Source organism: Psychrobacter sp. C 20.9 (genome assembly GCF_001921765.1).
Classification (GTDB): Bacteria; Pseudomonadota; Gammaproteobacteria; order Pseudomonadales; family Moraxellaceae; genus Psychrobacter; species Psychrobacter piscatorii_B.
On the sequence record NZ_MRYC01000009.1, the window covers coordinates 123722 to 150097 of the forward strand.

General features: G+C 44.1%; 23 protein-coding genes. 14 read left to right on the forward strand and 9 right to left on the reverse strand.

Annotated elements, in window-relative coordinates; genetic code table 11:
- Positions 1 to 56 precede the first annotated feature (56 nt).
- The 4 genes from BTW00_RS07940 to BTW00_RS07955 all read right to left on the reverse strand — a co-directional run bounded on the left by BTW00_RS07940 (position 57) and on the right by BTW00_RS07955 (position 7995).
- Positions 57 to 1331: a sodium:proton antiporter gene (locus BTW00_RS07940; RefSeq protein ID WP_075106951.1), complete on the reverse strand. Its 1275-nt coding sequence runs from the start codon at positions 1329 to 1331 to the stop codon at positions 57 to 59.
- 138 nt (positions 1332 to 1469) lie between these two features.
- Positions 1470 to 3023, reverse strand: coding sequence for a DUF2254 domain-containing protein (locus BTW00_RS07945; protein WP_083603601.1), 1554 nt, complete (start codon positions 3021 to 3023; stop codon positions 1470 to 1472).
- 327 nt (positions 3024 to 3350) lie between these two features.
- Positions 3351 to 6257, reverse strand: coding sequence for a M66 family metalloprotease (locus BTW00_RS07950; RefSeq protein ID WP_075106953.1), 2907 nt, complete (start codon positions 6255 to 6257; stop codon positions 3351 to 3353).
- 166 nt (positions 6258 to 6423) lie between these two features.
- Positions 6424 to 7995: a YihY/virulence factor BrkB family protein gene (locus tag BTW00_RS07955; RefSeq protein ID WP_083603602.1), complete on the reverse strand. Its 1572-nt coding sequence runs from the start codon at positions 7993 to 7995 to the stop codon at positions 6424 to 6426.
- 288 nt (positions 7996 to 8283) lie between these two features.
- On the opposite strand from BTW00_RS07955, the gene wrbA reads away from it, so the two are divergent.
- Positions 8284 to 8901: an NAD(P)H:quinone oxidoreductase gene (gene wrbA, locus BTW00_RS07960; RefSeq protein ID WP_075106955.1), complete on the forward strand. Its 618-nt coding sequence runs from the start codon at positions 8284 to 8286 to the stop codon at positions 8899 to 8901.
- Positions 8902 to 9028: 127 nt separating this feature from the next.
- Positions 9029 to 9481, forward strand: coding sequence for a hypothetical protein (locus BTW00_RS07965; RefSeq protein ID WP_075106956.1), 453 nt, complete (start codon positions 9029 to 9031; stop codon positions 9479 to 9481).
- Positions 9482 to 9593: 112 nt separating this feature from the next.
- On the opposite strand, the gene BTW00_RS07970 is transcribed toward BTW00_RS07965, so the two are convergent.
- Positions 9594 to 10349: a DUF3108 domain-containing protein gene (locus BTW00_RS07970; RefSeq protein ID WP_058024939.1), complete on the reverse strand. Its 756-nt coding sequence runs from the start codon at positions 10347 to 10349 to the stop codon at positions 9594 to 9596.
- A gap of 457 nt (positions 10350 to 10806) precedes the next feature.
- On the opposite strand from BTW00_RS07970, the gene groES reads away from it, so the two are divergent.
- Together groES and groL are read left to right on the forward strand one after the other, a co-directional pair.
- Positions 10807 to 11097, forward strand: a complete 291-nt coding sequence (groES, locus tag BTW00_RS07975) for a co-chaperone GroES (protein WP_058024926.1) — start codon at positions 10807 to 10809, stop codon at positions 11095 to 11097.
- A gap of 123 nt (positions 11098 to 11220) precedes the next feature.
- Positions 11221 to 12870, forward strand: coding sequence for a chaperonin GroEL (groL, locus tag BTW00_RS07980; protein WP_058024925.1), 1650 nt, complete (start codon positions 11221 to 11223; stop codon positions 12868 to 12870).
- A 287-nt stretch (positions 12871 to 13157) separates the two neighbouring features.
- On the opposite strand, the gene BTW00_RS07985 is transcribed toward groL, so the two are convergent.
- Positions 13158 to 13613 (reverse strand): Lrp/AsnC family transcriptional regulator, encoded by a 456-nt coding sequence (locus BTW00_RS07985; protein WP_075106957.1) that lies wholly within the window; start codon positions 13611 to 13613, stop codon positions 13158 to 13160.
- 147 nt (positions 13614 to 13760) lie between these two features.
- On the opposite strand from BTW00_RS07985, the gene BTW00_RS07990 reads away from it, so the two are divergent.
- Complete coding sequence (locus BTW00_RS07990) at positions 13761 to 14678, forward strand: DMT family transporter (RefSeq protein WP_256714036.1); 918 nt, start codon at positions 13761 to 13763, stop codon at positions 14676 to 14678.
- A 299-nt stretch (positions 14679 to 14977) separates the two neighbouring features.
- Here the strand turns inward: BTW00_RS07990 and yaaA are convergent, their stop codons facing one another.
- Positions 14978 to 15790: a peroxide stress protein YaaA gene (yaaA, locus tag BTW00_RS07995; RefSeq protein WP_075106958.1), complete on the reverse strand. Its 813-nt coding sequence runs from the start codon at positions 15788 to 15790 to the stop codon at positions 14978 to 14980.
- A 478-nt stretch (positions 15791 to 16268) separates the two neighbouring features.
- On the opposite strand from yaaA, the gene BTW00_RS08000 reads away from it, so the two are divergent.
- The 7 genes from BTW00_RS08000 (at position 16269) to BTW00_RS08030 (ending at position 21625) form a co-directional block, all read left to right on the forward strand.
- Positions 16269 to 17423, forward strand: a complete 1155-nt coding sequence (locus BTW00_RS08000) for a Re/Si-specific NAD(P)(+) transhydrogenase subunit alpha (RefSeq protein ID WP_075106959.1) — start codon at positions 16269 to 16271, stop codon at positions 17421 to 17423.
- Between the two features lie 97 nt (positions 17424 to 17520).
- Entirely contained in the window at positions 17521 to 17859 is a 339-nt protein-coding gene (locus tag BTW00_RS08005; protein ID WP_075106973.1) for a proton-translocating transhydrogenase family protein, read from the forward strand.
- Positions 17860 to 17873: 14 nt separating this feature from the next.
- Positions 17874 to 19256 (forward strand): NAD(P)(+) transhydrogenase (Re/Si-specific) subunit beta, encoded by a 1383-nt coding sequence (locus tag BTW00_RS08010; protein ID WP_178379275.1) that lies wholly within the window; start codon positions 17874 to 17876, stop codon positions 19254 to 19256.
- Positions 19257 to 19430: 174 nt separating this feature from the next.
- Positions 19431 to 19967, forward strand: coding sequence for an acyl-CoA thioesterase (locus tag BTW00_RS08015; protein ID WP_075106961.1), 537 nt, complete (start codon positions 19431 to 19433; stop codon positions 19965 to 19967).
- Positions 19968 to 20114: 147 nt separating this feature from the next.
- Positions 20115 to 20324 carry a Fe-S cluster assembly protein IscX gene (iscX, locus tag BTW00_RS08020; RefSeq protein ID WP_011279849.1) on the forward strand — a complete coding sequence of 70 codons (210 nt, stop codon included), beginning with the start codon at positions 20115 to 20117 and terminating at the stop codon, positions 20322 to 20324.
- A 66-nt stretch (positions 20325 to 20390) separates the two neighbouring features.
- On the forward strand, positions 20391 to 20894 hold the full coding sequence (locus BTW00_RS08025) for a GyrI-like domain-containing protein (RefSeq protein WP_075106962.1): 504 nt from the start codon (positions 20391 to 20393) through the stop codon (positions 20892 to 20894).
- Positions 20895 to 20962: 68 nt separating this feature from the next.
- Positions 20963 to 21625 (forward strand): hypothetical protein, encoded by a 663-nt coding sequence (locus BTW00_RS08030; protein ID WP_075106963.1) that lies wholly within the window; start codon positions 20963 to 20965, stop codon positions 21623 to 21625.
- Positions 21626 to 21704: 79 nt separating this feature from the next.
- Here the strand turns inward: BTW00_RS08030 and dapE are convergent, their stop codons facing one another.
- Positions 21705 to 22904, reverse strand: coding sequence for a succinyl-diaminopimelate desuccinylase (gene dapE / locus BTW00_RS08035; RefSeq protein ID WP_075106964.1), 1200 nt, complete (start codon positions 22902 to 22904; stop codon positions 21705 to 21707).
- 61 nt (positions 22905 to 22965) lie between these two features.
- A complete protein-coding gene (locus BTW00_RS08040) occupies positions 22966 to 23721 on the reverse strand; it encodes a 2OG-Fe(II) oxygenase (RefSeq protein ID WP_075106965.1) in 756 nt (251 codons plus the stop codon).
- A 140-nt stretch (positions 23722 to 23861) separates the two neighbouring features.
- Here BTW00_RS08040 and BTW00_RS08045 point away from each other — a divergent pair, with 140 nt between their 5' ends.
- The gene (locus tag BTW00_RS08045) at positions 23862 to 24749 is read left to right on the forward strand and encodes a 23S rRNA (adenine(2030)-N(6))-methyltransferase RlmJ (protein WP_075106966.1); all 888 of its coding nucleotides are present in this window, start codon (positions 23862 to 23864) and stop codon (positions 24747 to 24749) included.
- A 148-nt stretch (positions 24750 to 24897) separates the two neighbouring features.
- On the forward strand, positions 24898 to 25701 hold the full coding sequence (gene pssA, locus BTW00_RS08050) for a CDP-diacylglycerol--serine O-phosphatidyltransferase (RefSeq protein ID WP_075106974.1): 804 nt from the start codon (positions 24898 to 24900) through the stop codon (positions 25699 to 25701).
- The last annotated feature ends 675 nt before the right edge of the window (positions 25702 to 26376 follow it).

Here is a 26376-nt window from a genome sequence, read left to right on the forward strand (position 1 = left end):
CTAGCCTAAGACATCATGTCTCAGGCTGGCTTTTTTATACGTGCTGTATTTGTGGTTTATGCCTCTGTTATTTCTTTATCCTTACGAATGCTCTTGGCGACTCTGCCAACACTGAGGCCCTGTACCAAGATAGAAAATATCACTACCGCATAAGTGAGTGCCAATAAAATATCGCGCTCGGTACCGATGGGTAGCTGTAATACTAAAGCGACTGAGATACCGCCGCGCAATCCACCCCATGTTAGTACTTTCCATGCACCAGTGGGCAAATCAAGCTGGCGATGAAAGGTCTTGGTCGTCATCCCAACCACGATAAAACGAGCTACTAGAGCAATAACAATAGTTAGACCACCTGCGATAAATAGATTGCCTGAATACGCAATCATCACCACCTCTAGACCGATGAGTACAAATAAAATGGCGTTTAATATCTCATCAATCAACTCCCAAAATAGATCAATATAATGACGCGTCTGATCGCTCATCGCAAGCTCGCGTCCGCGATTACCAACCATCAGTCCCATCATGACCATAGCGAGCGGCCCTGACAAATGCCAATGGCTGGCAAGCGCATAGCCACCGATAACGCCTGCTAATGTCAATAGTACTTCTTCTTGATAACTATCGATGCTCTTGAGTAGATAGTACAAAATTGCACCGAGTACCAATCCAAAGATGACACCGCCGCCAGCTTCGACCGCCAATGTATGCGCCACATAGTTAATGGTTGGAATATCGCCACTAGATAAAATCCCCAGTAATAGAACAAAAATCACGACGCCGATACCGTCGTTAAACAATGACTCACCAGCGATGACAGTCTCAATGCTTTTTGGCGCGCCTGCTGATGCAAGAATCCCCATGACGGCAATGGGATCAGTAGGGGAGATGAGTGCGCCAAAAAGTAGGCACCAAAGAAACGGCAGTCCAAAACCGAATATAGGCAGCATAAAGTAAATCGCGGTGGCAATGAGCATGGCGGATACGATAGTACCGAGTCCGGCTAGGATACCGATAGGCAGTTTATAGCGCCTCAAATCACCAATATTGACATGCAAGGCACCTGCAAATAGCAACATCGAGAGCATGCCGTCTAATAGCACCTCAGTAAAATCAAGCTGCTCTAATAGACTGACTTCATAATCAATCAGCTGATCAAACCCCAAAAATCCCAAAAAAATCGCACCGATAGATAGGACAATCGAGATGACCATGACTCCAATGGTCGTGGGCAGACCGATAAAGCGATGATTGACATAGGTCAGTGAGGCCGTAATCGATAAAAATATGGCGCTGATTTCAAGTATGGTTAGGCTGGTTGCAGATGCCATAAAGCAGATCTCGTATGAATATAAAATTAACCCTAAGCCTGAGACTTATTAGGATTGCGTAAATATTTTTTGACTATAAAAACTGACGATAGCAGTATCAAAGCTACCAATATACTGAGTGATTGGCTTAACCTGTCATCAGCTCGACTGCGTCTGCAGGGTTTGACGGATATTGGCGGTAAATTCGCTGACATAATTAAAATGTTGATGCTGTGCGTCTTCATCAAGAATAAACTGCTTGGCTTGCTCACACATAGCGACTAGATCGTCTATCAACTCTTGGTAGCTTAAGTTTTCTTCTCCAGCGCGCTTGATTAGATTGAGCTCGTGCAACAGTGTTTGCTGCTGTGCGCTGTTGACCCGTGCATAATTTAAATTGACCATGGCATAACATAAGGCTTTTAGTACCATCAAATCAGCGGCTGCATAGCGACGTATCTCGCCAAGTGATAGGTTGATAAAATCAGATATTTTTGGTGTGTGAGTGACCAACGCTAAGATGGCCAGTCGTTTTTGCTCCACCTCATCGTCAGAGCTGGTCTCGTCTGATTTTGGTATATAAAAATGATAAGGGCTTGGCGGTTGACGCCGCAACATAATACTCAAGCAACTTGTCAAAGACTGTATGCAATTGACGGCTGTCTTTGGGTCATTAATACCAGGAGACAGAGCTCGTATCGCAATTTCGGTCATTTGTCCCAAGCTGTAGGCAATGTCATCAGAATGCGCCAATCGTTGTTCGATACGCACGCAGCCGGTAAAGCGCTGCCAAAACATGCCATCAGGTGACCGCGGTATGATGGCAAGATGCGGTGACGCTGTTTTTTGCCGATTGTTTGGGTGCTCTGCTGGTCGTTGATAAAAATATCCAATGACGTTTTTATCGGTAATATACCCACCAAGATTGACATGTAGCTTTATCACCCCACCATAATCTTGTGACAGGGCAATCAATGACTCAAAATAGATCTGTTGTAGATAGCCTGAGTTTGGTGAATAAATAGGCATGGCAGGCCAGTGGTGAAATACCTTAACGTCATGATGCTCAGCATCTCGTTGATGCTGAATATCGCACTGATCGCTGTACCAATAATAAATATTATTAATCGCATCATTACTGGCATTCTGGATAACATGAGAGGCTTGAATGGCATGTACCATATGCTGTACAAAATATACCAATAAAAGGGCACAAATAATGGCCATGATGATGGCGAAAGTGACGGCTAGTTGCGGTACGCCAAAGGACACATCGTATTTGTGGATAGATTTTAAGACGAGTAGGCTATAGCTAAAGGTACCAATGAAAGCGCCAAGTACAAATTGATTGGGCGTATCTGTCAAAAAGTTGCGCAATAACCGTGGACCAAATTGTGACGATGCCATAGAGAGCACGGCAATCGTGATCGAAAACGTTGTACCTGCCACACCCAATACGGCACCAGCAATAGCGGTCATAATCGCGCGTGCTGCATCATCATCACCAGTAAAGGCAAAAGAGATATTGCGTATCGTTTCACGATCAAAATGCTGATCAACCGTCACCAGCAAAGGCGCAAGTAAAATACCAGCAATCACGCAAGCCGTTGGGATAAACCAATAAGAGCCGATCAACTCCTGCCACAAGTTTCTTAAACGATCGGGCAGGTCAGCCAATGTCTGTAACGACCAAAGCTGCGAAAATGCCTTCATTCTCTGCCCTGAAAATAAGAGTAGTCGCTTAAAAAAGCTATTTTCAGGGTGTTTGTCCAATGTTCGCGCTCCAAAAATGACTGACGAGATCGTATATAGTGAATCTATTTTAAAACAGGTATCGTCCTACAGGGATTCATTGTCCTTGCTTGCTGCGTCTACGCCCTATAGCCGGTTTAAAATAAAATGGTGATAAATTTAAGCGTAACGCTGGAGTAATCTTTTGACTATTTATTACCTTATCATATAAATAATAACGATGAAAAATTTAGTAAAAATAAGCCCCTATCATAGGAGCTTATTTTTATCATTATTATGTATTTTCAATTAGCTGATGAGACTATAAAACCAAGTGCTTATCGCGTTGCTTACTTTTGCTAGTGTAGAGGGTTGCTGATGATTACTATTGGTGCTTGCCAACTGCATGTGCATGGTGTCTGTCGTCACTGCTTGTTTTTGCATACTCTCTATTATCAGCGGTAGATTTTTGCCAGCGCTAGATAATATCAAACTCGAGTTTTGCGTAAGCATCGTCCATCTTTGGTTGCCGCCACCTGTACAGCTATAGCGAATGAGTCGAGCGCGATTATTACTCATATAGCCATTTTCTAAGTCAAAGCATTGATTGCCTTGCTTGATGGCGTTGGCGGATACATCTATTTGCCAAACTTGCGAGCTTGCTTGATCATCACAAGGGGCTAGGTTAATGACATTGCCACCTTGTGGCATTAGGCACTGATCTAGTGCCATTTTATTGTGGATACGACCTTTGCTGTCTTGAATCCATTGCTCAGAGTCATCTCCTGTACAAGCACTTGGTCCGCTAATAAAAGTATTGAGCTTACCATCTTCTAATGTTTCAACCTTAAGACAGTTGTTACCATTCATGAGTGGGCTGACATTTGCTAGAGGCTGATCATCTTGCAGTTCTAATTCGTTGACAAACTTATGAAAGGCAGTGATGACCTCCGGCCCGCCCTCGACTAAATCAATGCGATACACATTGACCCAACGATTTAAGCGATACATGGTCTGTTGTTGCTGCTCATAACGCTCGAGTACCTGAAAGGCAAGCGGGCTGAGTACTTGACTGAGCGCATCACGATCATCTTTATAAGAGTGATATATCAGCTCACCCTCGGCGTCCAAATTGATAGTCGGGTTGGCCGATTGATCGATAAGTTGCTGCGCTAATAGTGGTAATTGGATTTTTCTTAAGGCGCTAAAGCCATGCTCTTTACCAAAAGTAACGGCTGGTTTGATGGGGTCGCTATAGGGACCAATAGCGGTTGATGATAATAATACCTGTGCTTCGTTGGCTTTTTTACAATACAAATCGACTTTGTTAGGGTTTTCAGAAATCGCTAAATTGACGTGAAATTTATTGGCGTTGCTATTGCCATTCATGCGATGAGGGGCAAGGGCAATGTTATTGACCATGTTGTTACTGTAAGTAACGGTCAGCCAGCAGCTAGCGACGTCAGCTGAACTACTCGCCGCCGGTAAGTCAAAGACGTTACCCCAGTTACCACGCGCTGCCGGATAGATAATACCCTTTTGGGTGACAGGGTCATAACCGCCTAAAATAGTATAAACAGGCACGCCTTGCAAACGCGGTCTTAAATAGTTGCCATCGGCGCTGTTGTACCAAACATTATTAGATCGTGGTACTTTTGGTTGTGCGATCTGCATTCTTTGACGCTCAGCATCCCATTTTTTATAGCCCGTCGGTGAGTCACTGGCAAACATATAACGATCAAATGCTGGCTGGATTTTGGTTTTTGTACTATAGCCGGTGTAATGAGTATAGCGCGAGATGTCACTGTTATTAGAGCCACCAGACATGGCGTCACGACCATAGCTGTATTGACCTAAGAAAGTAGGTGAGTCTTCAGTACCGGCACCGACGTCTTTTCGCCACCATTCAAAGTTACCACGCATTCTATTTCTAAGGGGCATGTAACCCCAACCACTATCGGCATGGTGCTCTGACCAGAATTTTTTATCACCAACTTTACCTGGATAATGCCCCAATCCATAATGATGGCCAATTTCATGACTAAACTCATTACCGACCGAGTCAATCAAAGTCAGCATACCATTGCCACCGCTTAAGCCGTGGTTAAATGTACCGTTGGCGTATTTGCCACGTGCGTGGTGTGCATTGACATTTTGGGTGAGCTGCGGCTGTTCTTGGCTTTGCATCGATGCGCTAGTGACGCCCCAGTTGGCAAGGTTAATACCGACGCCAAAGGTTGATTTGCCTGTGTTTTCGCGCATATCACCCCTGTATACGCTGCCATCTGAGCTGCTACCTGAAGCCGTATCATAAATAGTACCGTTCGCTACCATCACCCGATCAAGCACGATGTCATCGTATTTAGCGACAGTCATCTTTGCTGCTGGAATGGTCTGGAAATAATCTGCGCCCGCCTTTTCTGGCTGTAGCAGCATATAATGACCATTGTTGTTTACAGTCACTGGGCTCAAAAGACCAAGACGAATATTGGTTAAGACCAGCTCACCTGGCGCTGCAAAGTCTATTTTATTCTCTAGTAATTCACCGCTACGATTTTGTTCATCGACAATGCGAATCTTAAGGCCGCTTTGTACTTCATCCCAGTTGAGTTTGGTTGACCAAGCGCGCTTACTATAGGCGACCGGTGGTCTATCATCGCTGTTGTTTTGGTCAGATGGTGGGATTTGGGTCGGGTCGTCTAAATTGACCCTGCGTAATAGCAGACCATCTTGATAAATCTCAGCAACCAGTTGATTGACTGCTCCCATCTCAAGCGTAGGCGTAACCAGTAATAACGCCTCTTTTTCTGCAGTTAGGCGTGGCATGTTTTTTGCTTCGTTGCCCTGAGGATCTACCGTATGATTCTGCCCAAATTGAATCATAGCTTGGAAAGAACCTAGTAAATCAGAATGGATCTCTCGTGTTTCACCGGCACCGTCATAGTCAAAGAAGCCTAATTGATAATAATCAGCACGGTCTTTTTGTGGTTCTGGATATTTGATCGGCGTGCTTGGCTCCAGCGGCGTTAATGGCTTGCTAGGTTTGATCAGCGTGCTCGGCTCAAGCGGTGTTAATGGTTCGCTAGGTTTGATTGGCGTGCTTGGTTCCAGTGGCGTTAATGGCTCACTTGTATCAGGTGGAACCACTACAGGCGGCTTATCAGATGGTGCAGGCGGTGTATTATCATCACTACCTTCACCGCATGCAGATAGCATTATAGAGATAATGCCGATACTTATGGTTTTTAATGGAAATGCTGTGCTATGTGTCAAAAGAACACCCCAACAAATGTGTTGCTGGGAATATAACAGCTATATTAACAAACTGTACTACATTTGTTTATTTATTTCCAATTAGCTTTCTTTTATCTATTTAAGCAAACTAATTTTTATTGCTAGAGCCGTGTTTAGGGTTGTCCGCTTCGGTGATGATTGTGCTTTTGTGTCCCCATCTGCTGGTTTGTGGAGACGGCGCCGTTTTTGGGTCTATAGGAATGATGATTTCATTATCATGTGCATCACACTCAACCTTACTGTCCTTGTCATAAGCGGCTGGATCAAAGTGCGGGGTCGCTGTTGTATCAGTTGACTGTCGAGCTAAGCTTTTAGGAGCGGCTTGCGATGTTTTTCTAAACTCAGGTTTTTTAAATAAAGGATGTTGGGTGTTTTTATTCGTGCCTTTGTCATCAGGGTTTTTGCGCGGCTCACTATTGGCGAATATAGCACTCAATGGCAGATGTAGTTGCTGCTTAGCATAGGCTTCTGTGTGCTCAAAACGATCTACCAGTAAGCTAAGCCAAGGTTTTTGGTCTTCTAGCCTCATCTCATCAAGCTCATCCTTAATAGGCAATGGATAAGGCAAGGTGCGATAAAAATCCCATAATGTCATCTTGCTCAGATCTTTTTTGAGTACATAGTCCTCATCTTCGGTCATGGTAATGAGGTTACTGTCTTGTAGATAATTGATATAGGTATACCATTTGGGTAGCTCTTTTCGTCCCAGCACATTGCGCAGCGCTTGTTCGCTGACGGCCTCACCTTTTAGATGATGGGTATATACCAAGTTCAGCATGTCCAGCAAGCTAAGTAGGGGATGGCGCGGGTAGACTTCTTCGGTCTCAAAAATCGTCAAGGTATAGCTGATCTCAACGCCCAATAAGATAAGGTTCCATGACAAGAAAATCCATAGCAAAAATATAGGAAGCGCGGCAAAAGCCCCGTAGATCGCCTCGTAGCTGGTAAAGTTGGCCATCACTGTGCCAAACAGATGCTTCATCAGCTCAAAGATAATCGTCACAAAGACCCCAGCGATGGCTGCATTTTTTGCGGGCACACGGGCTTTGGGAATAAACCAATACATCCCTATAAAGCCGGCCATGGTGATACCAACCGACACCACTTGTACCCAAAACCCCCAATCAATACCGTAACCCGCGATTTGGCGATTTAAAAAACTCAAGCTTTGTACCGTGCTTGAAGCGATAAACGCCGTACCCAGCACCATAGGCCCCAAGGTCACAATCGTCCAATACCGCAGCAGACTCTTTATACCACCTGAGCGGCTCTCCACCCGCCAGATTTGATTAAAGGCACGCTCAATGGTGGTCAAGGTCATGATGGTGGTAAAAAATAGCACCATGGCGCCGATGATGGTAAGGTTCGATGATTTTTCGGCGAAGTCATTGATATATTCACTGACTTGCATGCTCGATTGGGGTAACAAGTTGCTATAAATGACCTCGTATATCTGCGCTCTGACGGATGCCAGTGCCGGTACAGAGGACAATATCATGAGCAAAACGGTTAATACAGGCACGATCGACAGCATAGTCGTGTAGGTTAGCGATGCTGCTTTTTGCTGACAGTTGTCTTCAAAAAAATGTCGAACCAAAAATCGCAAGAATTGAAACCAGCGTTGTTGTAGAAATGGCAGTTTTTGTGAGAATTTTTCCATGTCGACCAGTTAGCAAAAGTAAGAGTGACAATAGTGTAACAAACATGCGTCGTTATCATCTGCCGTTTAATTGTGTCAAAATGCACAGCGGCTCTTTGATAAGGCATCACGTAGGCGTGGCTCGAGTAAGTGGTCGTAAAATAGTCGTCAGCTGGTTTGCATGTCGGTGAATGACTGGGGCATAATGAGCACATCATCGCATCGCCTATCGCGGGCGATATCGTTATTGATCGATAAATAATGATATATAGATAATACTATCAATGATTTTATGAGGAAGGACGGTTAATGAGTCAGGCCAACCCTTACGTTTTGGTGCTTTATTATTCAAATTACGGCACGACAAAGACATTAGCATATGCTATCGCTCAAGGGATCGAAGATGCTGGCATGACCGCACGTATTCGTACTGTCCCGACGGTGGCACCTGAAACCACATTGAGCAAGCCTGCGATACCTGATGAAGGTGACTTGTATTGTACGATGGATGATCTAAAAGACTGTAGCGGTCTGGCACTGGGTAGCCCGACGCACTTTGGCAATATGGCCGCGCCCATGAAGTATTTTTGGGACAATACCGTCACGCTCTGGCTGGCGGGAAACCTACAAAATAAGCCAGCGTCCGTATTTACAGCGACAGGCTCTATGCATGGTGGCCAAGAGTCCACATTGCTCACGATGATGTTACCATTGATGCATCACGGGATGGTCATCGTGGGTGTGCCTTATGCTGAGCCTGCATTAAATCGGACGCATCGCGGCGGGACGCCTTATGGTGCCAGTCATGTCAGTGGTGCGGCGCATGATCAGCCAGTATCGGCAGACGAGCGTGACCTAGGTATTGCACAAGGTCGCCGCTTGGCAATCACCGCTACTGCTTTAGCACAAGCAAACTGGGGTCGCTAATCGAGTCTCATGTAACCGGTGTTATAGCTCAAGCTTGATACTTAAACACTCTTTGCACTCAAATACTGATGATTAATCGCTAATAGCGACATATCTATGCTATTCATTTAGGAAGTAAAAATCTCTAATGGCTACAAACCACTCTAACAGTAAGTCTCCTAAAGTTACCAAGCCTATCGCACCTATTGCGCAGCGCTTGATGATGACGTGGCTGATTTGGTTGGTGTATAGACTGCTTGGGTTGCCCATCTTGATCAATGTGTTTAATGTCAGTCGCCCTGATATCGTTGGTGGTATTGCTTGGCAAGCATTGTGGTTAGTACCCGCCTTTATCTTAACACCATGGATACTACGTGGACGCTCTCCTTATGCATTATTGATAAGCAGCATGTTTACTCTAGTATATTTGGGCGCAAGTGGCGTGGTGCTGTTTACGCGCGCGTATGGCAGCAGCTGGGCGGAAATAGCGGTATATCTGATTGATTTTGTATTGTTGTTTGCCATCAACGTTTGGTTGTTTATTTTACTAAAACGCTTGCCGTCGATGAATAATGTTGTTAAAAAACCGCGTTCTCATTAGTAGGCTGTAATAATAGTCATTAATCTTAAGATATAAAAAAGCGGCGTTCCAAATAGGACGCCGCTTTTTTATTGCAGTATTACTTTTCAACGCTTCTGTTTACATACTTGGATTAGTTAACCTTGGTCAATTCCAAATCCATCTTCTTACCATCATTGATCTGACTAACCTTGATGGGTAAGTAGTCTAGACTTGGTGCCAACCAAAAACTGGTAGAGCGACTGTCGTCGTCATGAATACGGTCAACACGGACAGTATCAAAGGTACCGGCTGGAACGGTAATTTTTGTGCTGCCAGATTTTTTAAATGGGGTCTTTTCGATTTTGTCTTTTTTTGCCATGTAGTAATTGCCAGTGAACTTACCATTTAACAGATCTTGACGAATTTGCACCTCAAGACTCAAATCATCAAAAGCTTGCTGCGGCATACTCAGCGTTGTGGTCTTGCCTTTATAGTTGCTGGTCACCTTTTTGCTATTTGGGTTAAAGTTTAGTTTGTGGGTACGACCCAATCCTAATAGCTTATAAGTGGTGCTGGCTTGGGTTGGAATGACATTATTACCATTGAGGGTAAACGTACTGTTTTGCGAGGCACTAGCTACCCCGGCGACGCGAGCCTTAACGTTGTATTTCCAAGTATTGCCGGACTTGTTTAACGTACGAGTCGCGGTTCCTTTGTATTTATCTTCAACGGTAAAACTATAGTTGGCCGTTGATGGCTGAACAGTCTTTGCGCTGGCAAGTGTGGGTGCGGTCATACTCAAGGCTCCAATGGTAGAAATACTGATACCTGTGATTAAGGCAGATAAAAACTTAGATGGACTGCGTTTCGTATTATTAGAAGCGTTGGGCAGTGATTTATTATGCATTGATAAAAAACTCATAAATACCTCTTAGTAGTTAATAAGATGCTGATATAGCAGCATCTATCGTCATTCTTATTATGTTCACAACGCTTATAATGGTCATACTCTGTTACATTTTCAAGAGTAACAATCGACTGGCACGTGTGACGATTGTAGCGAATGTTGCTATGACATCTGATACGACCATCGAGGGTAACGTGCTGTAAAGCCAGCAATAGAGGGTAAATAAAACGTATGGCCTCTATTAAGCCTCATCTCTATCAAATTCCGTCAGAACAATCTTGTAAATTTTTGGGCTTTACACTTGAAGCCAACCTATCTTGCCCCCACTTTTTGTTACAAGCTCAAAGCGTATCTTTAGATTGCTATGATTGAATGGCGACTCTTATAGATACTGGTATTGAGACTATTAATTCAAATAAACCCTTTATTCAAACAACCAATTTTTGGAGTCATATCGATGAACATTCGTCCTTTACATGACCGTATCGTCGTCCGCCGCATAGAAGAAGAGACAAAAACTGCTGGTGGTATTTTATTGCCGGGTTCTGCTCAAGAGAAACCTTCACAAGGTGAAGTCATTGCAGTTGGTAATGGCCAAGTTCGTGACAATGGCGAAACTCGTGCGTTAGATGTAAAAGCTGGCGACAAAGTTTTGTTCGGTCAATATGCTGGTCAAACCGTGAAGGTTGACGGTGAAGAACTATTGATTATGAAAGAGTCTGATGTACTAGGTGTGCTAGAAGGCTAGTCCTCTTGAGTATCGTTTTATACTCAGCACATCTTGACCACAGGTTCTGATAACCGCTTTTGATAAGCAACTATCAAATCATTCAATTGTATTCTCATACTTATAATAATGGAGTAATTTACCATGGCAAAAGACGTAAAATTCGGCATAGATGCCCGTAAACAAATGATGGACGGCGTCAACGTTCTAGCAAACGCAGTACGTGTCACCCTAGGCCCTAAAGGCCGCAACGTGGTTATCGATAAATCTTTTGGCGCGCCAACCATCACCAAAGATGGTGTATCAGTTGCCAAAGAAATCGAGCTTGAAAACAAATTTGAAAACATGGGTGCTCAGCTCGTTCGTGAAGTTGCTAGCCGTACCAATGATGTCGCTGGTGATGGTACAACGACTGCGACCGTATTGGCTCAGTCAATCTTACAAGAAGGCATGAAGTCAGTGGCCGCTGGCATGAACCCAATGGATCTTAAGCGCGGTATCGACAAAGCCGTTCGCGCAGCTGTGCAAGAAATCCATAACCTATCAACGCCAGCTGATGATGAAAAAGCCATCGCACAAGTAGGTTCTATCTCTGCAAACTCAGACACCAAAATAGGTGAACTGATCTCGCAAGCGATGCAAAAAGTGGGTAAGCAAGGCGTTATCACCGTTGAAGAAGGTTCAAGCTTCGAAGATACCCTAGAAGTTGTCGAAGGTATGCAGTTTGACCGTGGTTATATCAGCCCGTACTTTGCCAACAAGCAAGACAGCTTGACTGCTGAATTTGAAAACCCATATATCCTATTGGTTGACAAAAAAATCAGCAACATCCGTGAGATCGTGCCATTACTTGAGCAAGTCATGCAGCAAAGCAAACCATTGCTAATCATCGCTGAAGACGTAGAAAACGAAGCATTGGCAACTCTAGTTGTAAACAACATGCGTGGCGGCTTAAAAACTTGTGCCGTTAAAGCACCAGGTTTTGGCGATCGTCGTAAAGCCATGCTAGAAGACATCGCAACGCTAACGGGCGGCACGGTAATCTCTGAAGAGATTGGCCTAAGCCTAGAGACTGCGACGCTTGAGCAATTGGGTACTGCGAAAAAAGTCACTGTTGGTAAAGAAAACACCGTGATCGTTGATGGCGCTGGTAACAAAGCTGACATCGAAAACCGTGTTGAGTCTATTAACCGTCAGATCGCAGAGTCTACTTCTGATTACGATAAAGAAAAGCTACAAGAGCGCGTTGCGAAACTAGCAGGCGGCGTAGCAGTAATCAAAGTTGGCGCAGCGACTGAAACTGAAATGAAAGAGAAAAAAGACCGTGTTGACGATGCGCTACATGCCACTCGTGCCGCGGTTGAAGAAGGCGTTGTACCTGGCGGCGGCGTTGCATTAGTTCGTGCCATGAATGCATTGTCTGAGCTCAAAGGCGACAACGACGACCAAGACGCAGGTATCAACATTCTACGCCGCGCGATGGAAGCACCGTTACGTCAAATCGTTACCAACGCTGGCGAAGAAGCATCAGTGGTTGTTAACGCAGTGAAAAACGGCACGGGTAACTACGGTTACAATGCGGCATCTGGTGAGTACGGCGATATGCTTGAGATGGGTATCCTTGATCCAGCCAAAGTATCACGCTCAGCACTAGAGAACGCTGCCTCTGTTGCTGGTCTCATGCTAACGACTGAAGCCATGATTACTGACCTACCAGAAAAAGACGATGGTATGGCTGGCATGGGCGGTGCTGGTGGAATGGGCGGTATGGGTGGAATGGGCGGCATGATGTAATTTTACTGTCGCTGCAAAGTGGTTTTTCTTTGTTAGACGCGCTCAATGTACAATAAGTACTATTTTCGCTCGTCTTCCTTGATAAATCACTTTTCGCAAAAAGTAAAATCAACCTCATAAAGTCTATTTGACTATTCAAGGCTCTGCTATCGAAAGATAGCAGGGCTTTTTTATGCTCGATAATAAAGTTATGTAATAATTCAACTTCACTAGCTATTTATATTAATCTTAATAGACTTAACGTCAGGGAAGGCTGTGCTCGACGTTGCGCATTAGTGTTAAAAGTCTCACACAAAAATAGGTAAAGTCGTCTTATTGATGACCTTTCTCACCGATAAATGAGTGTGTATGTCCTTTACGCTAGCAAGCTTGTGTAGCTTACGTGTGAACCGCTCATAACCATCGAGATTGGGGCTTACCACTTCTAATAAATAATCATAAGAACCCGACACCACATGTCCATTGATGACCTCGTCCATATTGGATAGGGCATTCTCAAAGGTTGCAATAGATTCTTCTTGGTGGTTGTTCAGACTCACCTCCACAAAAAAACTCATCGCAATACCCGCTTTGGCTTTGTTTATGTTTGCTTGATAGTTCTCTATATAACCTTCATCTTCCAAACGTTTTAGGCGTCTTGCGCAAGGAGATGGCGACAGCCCTATACGTTCGGATAGTTCTGCCGTAGATAAGCGCGCTTCTTTTTGGAGCACTTCCAAGATATGACGGTCGATTTTGTCCATAATTTGCCTTTTGGTTTTTTAAGCCAAGAATTTTGATTTAATTAGCATTATCGACCAAATATTTGCAAAATTGCAATGAATAAATAGAGATAAAAGCGCGTATTTTAATCGATAATTGGTCTTTGCATACCAGTATAAGACACGACTATGAATACGATATTCCACCCCTCATCACGCAAAAATCCTTTGTTTATAATGTCGCCACTGACCAAAGGCTATGTGGCGATGAGCGTCGTCTTATTGATTTGGTCAGGATTTGCGTTGACTGTGCGAGCGGTTGGGGCGTCGTCGCTCAGCATTGCGGATGTCATGCTCATTCGTTTTAGTGTACCGCTCGTTTTGTTGACCCCTTGGGTACGCGCTAATTGGCATGAAATCAAAAATATAAGACTGCCAGATATCATGTTTATTTTATTTGGCGGGGTGCCGTTTCTTTTGTTGGCCGCTTTTGGTGCAAGTACGGTACCAGCCGCTTACATGGGGACTATTTTGACAGGGACACCAGTTTTCTTTGCCGCATTATTATCTTTTATTTTTTATCGTCAACGAATATCATTAAGAAAATTTGCTGCATTGATCCTTATTCTCTTTGGTATCGCGACTATGATTGGCGGGAGGGCAGAGGCCATACCTAATAGTCTTCTGTATGGGGTGGGGTTACTGTTGATGGCAAGCCTGATTTGGGCGGGTTATACCTTGGGGTTAAAAAGCACCAAGCTAAGCCCAATAGTGATCGCTATCGTACTCTCTTATACCTCTTTTTTTCTGACATTGGTGATGGTTTTATCTGGCATCATGGAGACCAATATAGGGTCTGTATCCTTTGATGAGGTGCTGCCTTTTATCTTAATACAAGGACTTGGCGTAGGGGTGGTATCAACCATTGCATTTTCTTATGCGGTCAAACAGCTGGGCTCCATTCGTACCTTATTACTTGGCTCTTTGTCCCCAGGATTAACCGCTATACTCGCTGCGTTGATACTCAAAGAGTCTCTATCAGTCATCATGATATGCGGCATCGTACTCAGCAGCATTGGCGTCATTTTGTCCAATCGAGCGAAATAAATGATGCAAGTGTCATGGCGAATACGATTTGCAACCAATGAAAGATGAAGAAAATTATAGGTTAGCTCACGGCTGGAAGACTATTGAAAAAGATCGTTAATAATGCCCCATGGTTATTAGGCGATAAACTAAATGGGGCTAATTTTTATTTATTGATGGTGGCTCATTAGGTGCAAGCCCTAGGTTCTGTTGAACATTCAAATGTGGTACTACGCTGAAAGGCTGAGGCTAAAATCACCCCAACCGTTGCTGAAAATCTAGCCAAGGTCTCGGCATTACCAGCCGTTTTTTATATCAAGTTACTGATCCGCCGCATCGCGTCTAAACACCCACGTCTTATCATCAGACGCCTCGACACAGTAATAATAACCCGCCAAATCAAACTGCTTTAGCTGCTCAGCACTGGTCAGCTTATTGTCTGCTGCGTACTTGACCATCAGTCCGCGTGCTTTTTTGGCATAAAAGCTAATGACTTTATACGTGCCATTTTTTTCGTCTTCGAACCGTGGCGTGATGATATCCGCCTTCAGTGCTTTCTTTTTCACCGCTTTAAAATACTCGTTCGACGCCAGATTGATCAAGACCTTGTCCTCACTATCTGCCATACGAGCATTGATAACGTCAGTTATTTCTTCTCTCCAAAACTCATAAAGATTATCACCGCGCGCGTTTTTTAGCTTTGTACCCATCTCTAAACGATAAGGCTGAATCAAGTCCAACGGTTTTAATACCCCATAAAGACCTGACAAAATACCCAGATGTTCATTGACGTAGATGGACGTTTCTTTATCCATGTGATACATATCAAGACCGGTATAAACATCACCGTCGAACAAGTAGCCCGCCGGCTTTGCTGCATTACCAGACTCATCATCAGTAAACGGCTTATCTTCGCTCCAATGCCATTGTTGATTGCGCGTGGTATTGAGTTGCGCAAGATCATCAGAGATTCTCATCAACTCTTGCAGATCAACGGGCGCTTTGGACTTCAATACTTTCATGAGTGACTGTGAGTGCGCGATCAGTTCAGGCTGACTATAGTAGTTGCCCAAGTTCACTGGTACAGCGTCTGTTTCATTCAAAGATTTGGCAGGAGAGAGTAAAAAATACATGGTGAGTCCTTATTATCGTGAGTCAATGACCGACCTGTTCAGGTGTCAAGCATTCTTATTATACGACAGATGCGGGTTTAACTTGACTTGACCTTGAGTGTTTTATGTTTTTTTTAAGGGGATATGGCAATGCGTAAATATCCATACAGTTAGCCTCTATTGAAGCGAGACCTTGTTATATAAGGGATAGAGGTTTTTTGAAAAAATAAAAAACTTTAATATAACAACAAAAGTTATGAAGATGGTATCAATACCTAACTTTTTATCTTACTTGTTGGTCATCATTAGACAATGAAAGTTGGCAGATTATGTCTCTATAATAAAAAGGCATGATGGTAAACAACACATCATTTATTAAATTGATAGTCTTTATTTATGATATTGGATAAGTCATGGTTAAGGATTTTTGTCCCCTATGCTTTTGAAAATGCGTTGAGGGTATTAAGGGTAAGTCATTCTATATAAGTAAGGAGACGATATGAAAATCGGTGTAATCAGTGCAGATATCGCGAGTGAAAGCCGTGTCGCACTAACCCCAGACGCAGTCAAAAAATTGCGCAAGCTTGGGTTTGAAGTCGTCATTCAGTCAGGTGCAGGCCAAGCAGCGTATTATGCTGATGCGTTGTATCAGGCGGCAGGAGCCGACATTGCCAGCAGCAGCGCCGAGGTGATTGCCCAGTCTCAAATTATTACCACCATTCACGACTTGCCCACCGAAGTGGCAGAGCATTTGAGTGCAGGCCAAATCGTCGTCGGTATGCTAGACCCGTATCGCAACACTCAGCTTGACACTTATGCGGCCAAAGGTGCGACGGCTTTTGCAATGGAGTTATTACCGCGCACATTATCACGTGCGCAAAACATGGACGTATTGTCATCGCAGGCTAACCTTGCTGGTTATAAAGCGGTATTGCTCGCGGCTAACGAATACTCTCGTCCTTTTCCTATGTTTATGACATCTGCGGGTACAGTCAAGCCAGCCAAAGTGGTTATTTTGGGCGTAGGCGTGGCAGGTCTGCAAGCGATTGCAACGGCAAAGCGTCTAGGCGCGGTTGTAGAAGCGAGTGATTTGCGTCCTGCGGCAAAAGAGCAGGTCGAATCACTTGGTGGTAAATGGCTGGATGTGCCGATGAGTGATGACGAAGCACAAAAAGCCAAAGCAACGGGCGGCTATGCGTGGACGCCATCAGAACAATATATCAAAGACCAAGCTGCTGTGGTTGACAAGGCACTCAGCAATGCTGACATTGTCATTACCACAGCACAGATTCCTGGTCGTAATGCCCCGCGTCTCGTGCACGCGGCAACCCTCGCCAAAATGAAAGCAGGTTCTGTCCTGATCGATATGGCTGCTGGTACCGGTGGTAACGTCGAAGGCAGTGTGCCAAATGAGACCATCACCACAGAAAACGGCGTACGTATCGTTGGTGCCGCCAATATCCCATCTATGCTAGCCGCACAGTCGTCAGATCTATACGCCAATAACTTGGTTAACTTTATCACGACTTTGATTGCACCTGCTGGCGACGATGCAGCAGCAAACGACCTTTCGCTTAACTTAGATATGGAAGATGAGATTCAGGGTGCACTGGCAGTGACCCACGACAACCAAGTGCGCTTGGCCAAACGCTAGCCCTTGCTGGTCGCCATACATTTGCCAGACACGAATAAATTTTTAGGAGGATGAGATGATCGCCACCATTTTAGCGGCAGCGCCTGCCGGTGCAGCCATGAGTAGCACACCATTTGTCGCGATTTTTACCGTATTTGTACTCGCTATCTTTGTCGGATACTACGTCGTCTGGGGCGTGACCCCAGCGCTACATACGCCATTGATGGCGGTGACCAACGCCTTATCAAGTATCGTGATCGTCGGTGCGATGCTACAGACTGTCCATATCGACGGCTCGATGTTTACCCCGACCAGTTTGCTTGGTGCTTTTGCGGTATTTTTGGCCAGTATCAATATCTTTGGTGGTTTTGCGGTGACTGAACGTATGCTCGCGATGTTCAAACCCAAAGTAAAAAAAGCCCCAGCAGCAAACACTGATAATGGAGGCGACGCATGAATGATTTATCAACAATGATTGCGGCGAATGCGGATTGGTTCTATCTGGTTGGTGCGATCCTTTTTGTTTTAACGTTACGCGGATTGTCGAGTCCAAAGACAGCGATTCGTGGCAACCGCTTTGGTATGGTAGCGATGGCGATTGCCGTCGTGACGACGTTCTTTTTAGCAGAAGGCCCTGTCCTTTGGCTCATTATTGGCGCGATGATTTTAGGTGCGCTGGTTGGTATGTGGAAGGCAAAAACCGTTGCCATGACGCAGATGCCAGAAACCGTAGCGTTGATGCATTCATTTGTCGGTTTGGCAGCGGTTGCGATTGCCCTTGCGACGGTATTACACACTGAGCAAGAACATGGCGCGGTTGCCCGTGTTGAGCTATTTATCGGTTGCTTCATCGGTGCGATTACCTTCTCAGCGTCGGTTTTTGCTTTTGGTAAATTAGCAGCAAAAAGCTGGGCAAAAACAGTCACTGGCGGCTGGGTAAAACCTGTCCAAGCCTTGCTATTTATAGCGATGATTGGGTTTGGTGGGGTGTATTTTGTCACGGATTCCTTGCCTGCGTTTTATGCGATGACAGTGATTGCAGTGATCTTTGGCTGGATGTGGATTGCGCCTATCGGAGGCGGTGATATGCCAGTGGTCGTGTCGCTACTGAACTCATTTTCAGGTTGGGCGGCAGCAGGTATTGGCTTTACGCTGGGCAACTCAATGCTTATTATCGCAGGTTCGCTCGTCGGTTCATCAGGTGCGATTTTGTCTTATATCATGTGTAAAGCCATGAACCGCTCTCTACTAAACGTTTTGTTTGGTGGTATGGGTACGTCAGCGGCCGCTGCAGGCGGTGATGATGGCGCACCAAAAACATACAAATCAGGCTCAGCAGAAGACGCAGGGTTCCTTATGTCCAATGCCAGCAATGTGGTCATCGTACCAGGTTACGGTATGGCACAAGGCCGCGCGCAAAACGCGGTAAAAGAATTGTACGAGCTATTAAAAGACGAAGGTGTCAACGTTCGCTTTGCCATTCATCCTGTTGCTGGCCGTATGCCAGGGCACATGAACGTACTACTCGCTGAAGCCGACGTGCCTTATGACGATATCCTAGAGATGGATGAGATTAATTCCGACTTTGCCAGTACCGATGTGGTCTTGGTCATCGGTGCCAACGACGTCGTCAACCCGTCAGCAAAAGACGATCCGACATCTCCTATCTTTGGTATGCCCATTTTAGAAGCCAACAAAGCGCAAACGGTGATGGTCATCAAGCGTTCGATGAGCACCGGCTATGCAGGTCTTGATAACAGCCTCTTCTATATGGACAAAACCATGATGATCTTTGGCGATGCCAAAAAGATGGTCGAAGAGATGGTACGTAGCATCAATGGTGGTGGTCACTAACATTTAAAATAGGATGTTAATAAAGGACTCTCGCCCGTAAGGTTTGAACAAGGAAAGTCACTGAGGTGGCTTTTTTTGCGTTAAAGTGATCAACGTTTCGGAAACAACGATAAGAAAATATCGTTGAGCCGTTCAACCTTCAGTCATAAACACAACAAAGTAAGAGCACTATTTATGAATATGTTACTGCGCTTTTTTATTATGGTCAGTTTGCTTAAGCAGCAGCTCAAGCATGAGCCCATGAGTGGGACGATTAGTCTTGAGACCTTGATCGCACCGACTGTCCGTAACTATCGGGTATTACCGCATGACATGGGGTTTCGCGATCATCTGCCCAATTATCGTTACTTGTCATTTATTGAGCTAAACGTGACACGCTGGGTGATGGCACGCTGTCATGAAAAAGGCATCAAGCCTCTGAACTGGGTCATTGCCATGCAAGAGATGGTTTATCTCAAACAAATCAAGTTTTTGGATAAAATGACGCTTAGCAGTGCGGTTGCAGGCTGGGATCACAAATATGTGTATTTTGAGCATCGATTTTTTGTCAAAAATCAGCTCATGGGCGTTGGTATGACCAAGTTTGTATTTACCGATGATACCGGTATGCGTACGCCAGAGGTGTTGGATATGACAGGGGAGCGGTTGACGGAAGTGATTAACACATGGAATAACCACCAAGTTGCTGTGAAATCTACCAAGTCAGCCTAAACCACATTGAAACCCAGTATTGAAAAATAGCGCCCTATAATAACTTGGCTATAATCATTTGCTGAATTTTGGTAGGATAGAGCCTATCAACTCGTCAATACTAAGGCGACAATACTATTTCTAAAACGACTAAAAAAAGGTACCGTTATGACCCCACAAAAATTAAAATGGACAGACAGCTTAGATATCGCAATCGAGCTTTATGAAAAATTTCCAGAGACTGATCCGCAGTATATACGTTTTACGGATTTACACCGCTGGGTCACGGAGCTTGAAGGCTTTGATGATGACCCACAACGCTCAAACGAAGGCATTTTAGAAGCCATTCAAATGAATTGGATTGATGAAGCTGATTAATCGACTCTATAACGTTGAGCAGTGTTATCCATAAAAATTCAATAAATACATTAAAAAGGCCGCATCATGACATCACAAATTAAAGAGCTGCCAGAAGCGATAGCGTGTCGCGGTATCAGCGTTCGCACCACCAATCACGCTGAGATTAGACATGATACTGCCAAGCTTGGTAGATTGTGGCAGAAGTTTTACCAGAATTACGCAGGACAGTTGCCTGAAGGCGAGGATATTTACGGTATCTATCATAACTATGAGAGTGATGACTTGGTAGGGGCGTTTGATGTTGTCGCTAGCTGGAAAACAGCCAGTGAGAAGGATGACCAATCAGACAGTGAGCGTACCGCCATTACCAGTAATGTGATAGAAGTCACCATTCCTGCAGGAAAGTACTTGGTATTTTCTGAAGAAGGCCATATGCCAAATACCGTCATGAATGCTTGGGAAAATGCTTGGGAGTATTTTAATACAGCAGACTGTGAGCATACCCGAACATTTAATGTAGACTTTGAGCATTATATCGGTGGTAATTTAGAGTACGGTCAAGTGGATGTTTATATTGGGATTGAGTAGAATTTTTATACCAGTGAAATATTGAAACCTTAGTAATATTAAATCTTAGCTATTAATTTGGAGTAATAATGAGTCAATTAGATCCAAATTCTAAGGATAGATTAGTTAGTGTTGCTAAAGCAGTAGCAGGTACAATTCCGTATGTAGGAACTCTAATTTCAGAAATTCTTGATAACGTCGTGCCAAACCTGAGGTTTGAACGTATAGTAGTGTTTCTTCAAGAACTTGACTCTAAAGTATCTCAAGTTGATGAAAAGCTTGAGTGTTTTAAAGTAAACTTAGCTAGTGAAGAAGGGGTAGACTTACTAGAAGAAGGCATGCTACAAGCATCTCGTTCAATAAGTCGTGAACGTAAAGAAAGACTTGCGTCTATACTTGAAAAATCTTTAAGTAGAGAAAATCTAAAGTACGAAGAATCAAGAAAAATACTTAATATGTTTAGAGAGCTAACTGATCCTGAAATAATATGGTTGATATATTACTCTCTTGAACCAAGATTGGGTAAAGGTCCACACTCTGATTGGGTTGAAAAGCATCCAGATGTTCTGAAGCCAATATCTAAAACTATTACTGGATTGAACGAAGAATTAGAGAATGAGCAACTAGAAAAAGCCGCTTTACAAGATAGTTATAAAGAGACATTATTACGCTTTGGACTAGTTGAAACTAGCAAACGCACTACTCATATGACAACTCTAGGTAAAATGGTTGTAGAGTATATTAAAGGTTAGAGCTATCTTTTATTATATTTATTAATAATAAAAAAGCGCCATCTATTATAGACGGCGCTTTTTGTTATTAGTCACTAAACTAATCTAACAATAGATTTTCTAAAACCCCCTCATAAATCTGGGCCAGTTTACCCAAATCATCAACTTCTACTTTTTCATCCACTTGATGAATCGTTGCATTACGGACGCCAAGCTCGACCACTTGTGAGCCTGTTGGTGCGATAAAGCGTCCATCGGACGTACCGCCAGAGGTTGATAAGGTGGTGTCGACATCGGTGACTTTTTTGATGGCGTTTTGACAGGCCGAGACCAGTTTTCCTTCAGGGGTCAGGAATGGCTGACCAGATAACTTCCATTGGATATCATAACTGGCCTTACTATCAGCAAAGTGCTTATCAAAGATAGCATGGGTTTTTGCCTTTAGCTCATCTTCAGTCGTCTCTGTCGAAAAGCGGAAGTTAAAAACCACATTTAGCGTTTCAGGGATGACGTTGGTTGCACCTGTGCCGCCATTGATATTTGATATCTGCAATGAGGTGGCTGGGAAGTAGTCATTGCCATTATCCCATGCGGTAGAGGTCAATTCAGCAAGCGCAGACATCGCCGCATGAATCGGATTACAGGCCAAGTGTGGATAGGCGACATGGCCTTGTTTACCTGTAACAGTGAGCTCTGCACCTAATGAGCCACGACGACCATTTTTGATGATATCGCCTAACGTATCTGTGCTCGATGGCTCACCAACAAGACAATAAGTGATCTTTTCTTGACGAGCCTCTAAGGTTTCGATGACTTTGACCGTACCGTTGATTGATGGACCTTCTTCATCTGAAGTGATCAAAAAAGCAATCGAACCATTGTGCTCAGGATGATTGGCAACGAAACGCTCAGCTGCAATTGTAAAAGCCGCAATGCCTGTCTTCATGTCTGCCGCACCGCGCGCCCATAGATACCCATCAGCAATGGTTGGCGTAAATGGTGGATAGGTCCAGTTTTTTTCATCACCCGTTGGTACGACATCGGTATGACCAGCAAAGCAAATCACGGGGTCCGTCGTGCCACGGCGCGCCCACAAGTTTTTAACTTCAGCGTGTTCACCCTTTGCTTGTCTGTCACCATAGTACATAAACTCGCAGTCAAAGCCTGCTTGCTCCAAACGCTCTGACAATATGTCTTGGCAACCATCATCGTCTGGTGTCACAGATGGGCGTTCGAGTAGCGCAATACTCAAATCTAAGGTTGCTTGTTGGTGGGTGGGCTGTTGGTGAGAGTCTGACATGGGTTAGCCTTTTGTATAATAATGAAAATGTTAAATATAAATAGATAATGAAGAACAGGTGCTAAGCGTCTACTTCGACAAAGGGTACAAGACCGTCACGGCGCATCCAAGTAGCAATAGAGTAACGCTGACGATGGGCTGTTTGCACTTGATGTTGCAAATCACTGTCGAAGATAATGAGTCTATTGGCAACTGGCATCACTTCATGATGGACGCCATGCTTATCAACGACTTCTAGCGCGCCGCCGTCAGTCGCTTCCCAATCATCATTAAGATAAAACACCGCTGAGATCACCCGTTCATCGCGCCCAGCAGGATTGTCGCTGTGCCATTGATAGCCAAAGCCAATCGGATAACACGCATAATGCGCTTCGCTATGACGAATACCAGCGAATAAGCTACGATTAAACAGAGCGGCGAGGGCGTTAATGCTTTGTAGATAATAGTAGCCTGCAAAGAAGTTCTCGGTGATCCAGCGTATCCTATCACCGCGGATATCACTGATGCGAACACCAGCAGTCAGCTCTGCATCACGATAGTCAATAAAACCGCTTTCTGCTTGTAGCGCAAGTAATGCGGTCTTATTAAATACATTATCAATAGTGAGCCAGCCATCAGTGACAAAGGTATCAAACTGTTTGTCGGTCAGTTTATCTTCCCAGTCAACTGCAAAGTCAGACAGTTGCAGTACCTGCTGGGTAGGCGCGTTAGGGTCGTCGTTATGACTGTCTGGAGATAGTAACGGAGGATTGTCCTGTCCTATCGGATGATCAACCACCAACGCTGTCTTGTTCAGGTTGCTAATAATCTGCGTCATTTCATCTCTTTGTTATCAATCAGTGGTCAATATACTGCCATTCAATGCGTTTTTATTGAAAGGCTTACTAAAACCACATTATCTTTTACTCCGCCTATGCTACCATAGATGCAATTTTTCTTATTTAAACTTTTGAGATTATGAACTATAAACACGCCTACCACGCTGGTAACTTTGCTGATGTGGTTAAACACATTTTATTGGTACAACTGCTCAATCAATTGGGGCAGAAAAACAAACCGTTTTATGTGCTTGACGCCTATGGCGGCCGCGGACTGTATTCACTAAGCAGTGAAGAAGCGCGCAAGACAGGGGAGGCCAAAGGCGGTATTCAGGCTTTTTTGAAAGCAGATACCGAAAAAGCACCAGCCGCTGTCAAAGATTATATGGAAGGCATTAAACAAGCCAAATTCACTTACGACAATAAAGTCTATCCGGGTTCGCCGTGGTGGATTGCTCATCATGTCGAAAAAACCGCCGCTAAAAAACCTGATGTTGGCGTGCGCGCCGAAGCTTTTGAAGCCAAAGCGACTGAATATGATGCACTGAACTATCAGCTATATAAGCTGCCAATTGGTATCCAGCATCGTGATGCTTTTGAAGGTATCACCGCTGTTATTCCCCCAAAAGAAAAGCGCGGTTTGATTTTCCTTGATCCTCCCTTTGAGCAAGAGCATAAAGACTTTACGCGCCTGATCGATTTATTAGTCTCGGCTTATAACAAATGGCCACAAGGTACTTATGCGCTGTGGTTTCCAATCAAAAATATCGAAGCGGTTGAGTTGTTTTATAAAAAGCTCAAGCGTACCGAGATGCGTCGTCAACTGGTTTGTGAGCTGAATATTTATCCTAATGATGTGGCCGTCGGTCTGAACGGTACAGGTCTACTGGTTATCAATCCGCCATGGCAGTTTGATAACCATGCTCGCGAGATATTACGTTTCTTGCAGCCAGTACTAAAAGTAGAAGATGCGCCAGACTTAACACCTGACAGTGCGACCAATGTACGCTGGCTGGTTGGTGAATAGTGACGTCAGTAGATGATGTCAGTGAACAGCAATATTGGCCAATAAGGATATCAAGATGACGAATATGCAGCCACCTGAAGGCGAACCAAATAACATGTCACCAAAAGAGGGAGCGTTGCAGGATAATGCAGCGACCCAGCCTCCATACATGGATGAGCATGAGTTTAATATTCGTCTAGCGGACAATGACAATTATGATGGTTTGACCTTTGAGGTCGTCGAGGCAGAGGTTGCGGAAGGTAAGCGTGTGGTCAGTCGCGGTGTCTATTTAGCGCCTAATTTGATTACCACTTTGTCACTGCTATCAGGATTTTATTCAATTTTGGCAAGTACGCAAGGCGAGTTTTACAAGGCGGCTTTGGCTATCTTTTTATCCGCGATTCTTGATGGGGCTGACGGCCGCGTTGCCCGTATGCTTAATGCCCAAAGCCCGTTTGGTGAGCAATATGATTCATTAGCAGATATGCTCGCATTTGGTGTGGCCCCTGCTATGTTGGTTTATAGCTTTGCGCTAGAGCCGCTGGGTCGTATTGGGATTGGTTGTGCGTTCGTCTTTACTGCCTGTGCTGCCTTTCGTCTTGCACGCTTCAATGTGCAGGTGGGTATCGTCGATAAAAAATACTTCGTTGGTTTGGCAAGTCCGCTTGCAGCTATATTAGTAACAGCAGCGGTTATGGTTGCAGTTGATCATAACGAATGGATTGGTCAGTACGATACGGCGATCATGTTTTTGTTCGCAGATTGGGTGGTTATTTGTGGTCTGCTCATGGTCAGTAATGTTAAGTACTACAGCTTTAAAGAGTTTGATAAAAAGAAAGTACCCTTTGTGGTGCTTATCATTGGTGTACTGGTCATGAGTATCGTGCTCTATGATATACCTGTTGGTATCTTGGCGATCGGTATCATTTATGCGTTATCTGGTATTGTGACTACGATCAAAGCAAAGGTGTAAGCGTAAATATGAGTTTTGCTGAGATAAAAAAAGGGACTTGCCAATAGGTGAGTCCCTTTTTTTATACTTTATTTACTATAAAAACATGGTGTTATAGTCAATCCACTAAAAAAGCGTTACAGCGTTAACCTCGCTTGAAGTATGACGTATACATCTGCACTCGGTCGCCTTGTACCACTCTTAAATTGGATCAACTATGTTGAAGAATATTCTACTATCAGATACGTTTTATCCTTGCATAATAGCCATTCATTATGTTTCTGAACGAAATGTACATCCAAACGAAGGGGCTGTCCTAGATAACTAGTTCAAACCCTGTTTTGCATAACCATTGTAAAATAGATAAAACTATTGAAGTGTATAAACCATTGGAATATCTCTACAATTTGATGTTTGCCAAGGCAGTGAGCAAGACCCTCGAAATAATCCTTGACCCAGCCTCAAACCCGCGTATAATGCGTCCCAGTCGAAAGGGAAGTGGTTTACTGATTTGAACGATGCAAATTGTTTGAATTAAATAGAAAATACTTCTTGACTAAATAAATAAAGGGTCTATAATACGCCCTCATCAGACGGACTGGCAGTGAGAGATGTGTAGATTACACATTAATAACGCGGTTAACCTGGTGAAACAAATTATAAAAAGTCTTGACAATTCAAATCATTATGATAAGA